Source organism: Micromonospora sp. S-DT3-3-22 (assembly GCF_015354745.1).
Classification (GTDB): domain Bacteria; phylum Actinomycetota; class Actinomycetes; order Mycobacteriales; family Micromonosporaceae; genus Micromonospora; species Micromonospora wenchangensis.
Map to the genome: position 1 here is coordinate 1 of NZ_JACGMO010000248.1, position 3,178 is coordinate 3,178.

The 3,178-nt window shown below is 76.6% G+C and carries 4 protein-coding genes; 1 reads left to right on the plus strand and 3 read right to left on the minus strand.

The window, feature by feature from the left end; translation table 11 throughout:
* The 3 genes from H1A17_RS33825 to H1A17_RS33835 form a co-directional block, all read right to left on the minus strand.
* Positions 1 to 446: MmgE/PrpD family protein (locus H1A17_RS33825; RefSeq protein ID WP_194823790.1), on the minus strand; the 446-nt coding region annotated here is incomplete at its 3' end.
* On the minus strand, positions 443 to 1,474 hold the full coding sequence (locus tag H1A17_RS33830) for a zinc-binding dehydrogenase (RefSeq protein WP_145920369.1): 1,032 nt from the start codon (positions 1,472 to 1,474) through the stop codon (positions 443 to 445). The genes H1A17_RS33830 and H1A17_RS33825, both read right to left, overlap by 4 nt.
* Entirely contained in the window at positions 1,471 to 2,448 is a 978-nt protein-coding gene (locus H1A17_RS33835; protein WP_168222511.1) for an asparaginase, read from the minus strand. Before H1A17_RS33835 ends, H1A17_RS33830 begins: the two co-directional genes overlap by 4 nt.
* Positions 2,449 to 2,679: 231 nt before the next feature.
* Between H1A17_RS33835 and H1A17_RS33840 the strand changes: the two genes are divergently transcribed.
* The coding region (locus tag H1A17_RS33840; protein WP_194823791.1) for a DUF6597 domain-containing transcriptional factor at positions 2,680 to 3,178 on the plus strand (499 nt) is incomplete at its 3' end.

Consider the following 3,178-nt stretch of genomic DNA (forward strand, 5'->3'; position numbering starts at 1 on the left):
AGCAGCAGCCCGAGCCGGGCGCCCACCTCCCAGCCGACCGCCAGCGCCCGCAGGAACACCCGCAGGCTACGGTCGTCGACCTCGGCGGCGGCCAGGGCGGCGGCGTACGCGTGCAGCCCCGGGTGCCCCCGGGATTCGCGCAGACCCTCGTCGCACTGGCTGACGGTGATCGCCGCCGCCGTCACCGCGGCGGCCCGCGCCGGTTGGTCCGTCCCGCCCGGCGCGGCCAGCAGGCTGCACCGGCCGTCCGGGTCGCCCGCGGTGTCGAGCCCGGCGGGCAGGTGCCCACGGGCCGCGACGGCGTTGGCGGTCAGCCGGGCCGCCACCTGCCGCACCAGCACCTGTCCGGTGCCGGTGGCCAGCAGCGTGTCGGCGGCCTCGACGGCACCGGCGACGAGCATGGCCAGCACGTCGCCGCGGGCGTCCCCCCGCCGGTGCCCGGTCACGGTGTGATCACCTGCTTGCCGAGCACCCGCCGGTCGGCGAGCGCCTGGTGGGCCCGGCCGGCGTCGGCCAACGACAGGACCGCGTCGACCCGGGGGGTGAGCTGGCCCGCCGCGACCAGGCCCAGCACCCGGGCGATCTCGTCGGGACGCTGGCTGCGCGACCCGCGCAGCTCGTACTCGTTGCGGAAGGTCTCGATGAGGTCGAGGTGCGGGTGCTCCCCGGCGTGGCCCCCGCCGACGATCAGCCGGCCGGTGGGGGCGAGGGTGCCCAGCGCGGCCTCGAAGACGTCGCCGCCGATGTGTTCGACGATCACGTCGAAACCCGCGCCGCCGGTGATCTTCCGGGCTTCGGCCGCCCAGTCGGGGTCGCGGGTGCTCAGCACCGCGTCCGCGCCGAGCGAGGAGACGAAGTCGGCCTTCGACGGGTCGCCGATCAGGCCGACGACCCGGGCGCCGCCCAGCTTGGCGAGCTGGACCACCGCGTGCCCGAGCCCACCGGCGGCGCCCGGGGCGAGGACCCACTCGCCGGGGGCGAGCCGGCCGATGGAGTACAGGGTGCGCCAGGCGGTGCCGAAGGAGATCGGGGTGGCGGCGGCGACCACCGGGTCGAGGTCGCCGATGTCCAGCAGGCCGCGTGCCGGGGCCACCGCGTGCCGGGCGTAGCCGCCCCACCGGGTGATGCCGGGCATGTCGGCGTTCGGGCAGAGGTTGGCCCGCCCGGTCAGGCAGCGGGGGCAGCTCCCGCAGGGCGTGTTGGGCAGCACCAGCACGCGGTCGCCCGGGGCCCGGCCGGTGACCCGGGAGCCGAGCTGCTCCACCACGCCGACGACCTCGCGGCCGAGCACGTGCGGCAGCCGCAGCGGCATCCGGGACACCCCGCTGCGCAGGTCGGCGTCGAGGTGGTTGACGGCGACGGCGAGTACCCGCAGCACGACCTCGTCGGGGCCGGGGGCGGGCAGGTCGACCTCGGTGAGGGTGAGCGTCTCGGGGCCGCCGTACCCGTTCATGGTCACTGCTTCGGTCTTCACGCGCGACGTCCTTCCACCATGGTGCGCAGGGCTTCCGGCACGGCGCCGGGTTCTTCGACGGCCAGGGCGAGGGTCAACGCGACCCGGGCCTGGGTGCCGGTGAGGTCACCGGCGAAGAGTGCGCCGGCGCGGGCGAGGGTCGCCCCGCCGCCGGCGTAGACCGGCCGGACCCGGCCCGCGCCGGTCCGGCTGGTGATGACCACGGGTACGCCGCGGCGGCGGGCCTCCGCGATGGCCTCGGCGACCGCGGGTGGGGCGTTGCCGGCGCCGAACGCCTCGACCACGATCCCGGCGGCCCCGGCGTGCAGCGACGCGCGCAGGTGGGTGCCGTCCGCGCCCGCGACGAGCTTGACCAGGTCCACCCGGGGCAGCCGGGCGGGGATCGGCAGGTGCGCGTAGTGGCCGCCCCGGGCGGCGGTGGAGACCCGCAGCACGCCGTCCGGGTCGACCAGGGCCAGCACGCCGGCCGTGCCGCCGGAGAACGCCGAGACCGCCGAGGTGTGCACCTTGCGGCTCTCCACGGCGGCGTACGCGACGCCCCCCATGACCGTGGCCGCGCCGAGCGGCCGGGGTGCGGTGACCACCCGGATCGCGTCGGCGAGGTTGCGCCCGGCGTCGGAGTCGGGCTCGTCGGCGCCGCGCTGCGCCCCGGTCAGCACGACCCGGGCGTCGGGCCCGGTGAACTGCCCGGTCAGGTAGGCGGCCTCCTCCAGCGTGTCGGTGCCGTGGGTGACGACCACCCCGGCGAACCCGTCGGCGAGCTTGGCCCGCACCGCCCGGACGGTGGCCAGCATGTCGTCCAGGGAGAGCGTGAAGCTCGGCCGGCAGGACAGGTCGAAGCCGTGGATCTCCGCGTCGGTCGTGCCCGTGACGTTCTTCAGCAGGTCCGTGACGGAGTCGGTCACGGCCAGGCCCTCGTCGGGGTCCCACCGCGACGCGATCGTCCCACCGGTTGCCAGAACCGCGATCCGCACCGGCCACACCCCCTTTGCGCAAACGATTGCTCAATCGAGGTGATGACAGTTGCACAAACGTTCGCCCTACACAAGAGCTGCGGGAACGTGAACCCGTAGAAGTTATGGATCGGTGGCCGGGTCGATGACGTACTGATGTCGCGCCTGTTGCGGTGTCCGTCGTCGTCCGGTTCCCGGGCCGCCGCGGTGTCGCGTCGCGGCGGCCGGCCGGCGGCGTGGCAGGCTGGGACCGTGTACCGGGAACGACCCGCCGGGGTGATCGACGGAGCGGTGCTCTGGGCCAGCGAGAGCCGCCCGGACGCCCCGCCGACCCGGGTGCTGCCCGACGGCTGTCTCGACCTGCTCTGGTCCAGCCGGGCGGGCCTGCTGGTCGCCGGCCCGGACCGCACGGCGCAGCTCAGCGTGTCGACGCCCGGGGAACGTTGGCGCGGGGTCCGGTTGCCGCCCGGGGTGGGCCCGGCCGTCTTCGGTGTCCCCGCCGACGAGCTACGGGACCGTCGGGTACCCCTCGACGCCCTCTGGGGGCGTGCCGCCGTCCGGCTCGCCGAGCAGCTCGGCGCGTCGCCCACCGCCGCCGCCCTGGCCGCGGTCGCCGCCGACCGGCTCGCCCGGGGAGGCGGCGTCGACCCGCTCGGCCCCCGGGTGGCCGAGATGCTCGCCGCCGGCGCCACGGTCACCGCGACCGCCGCCGAGGTCGGCCTCGGTCCGCGCGCCCTGCACCGGCGCAGCC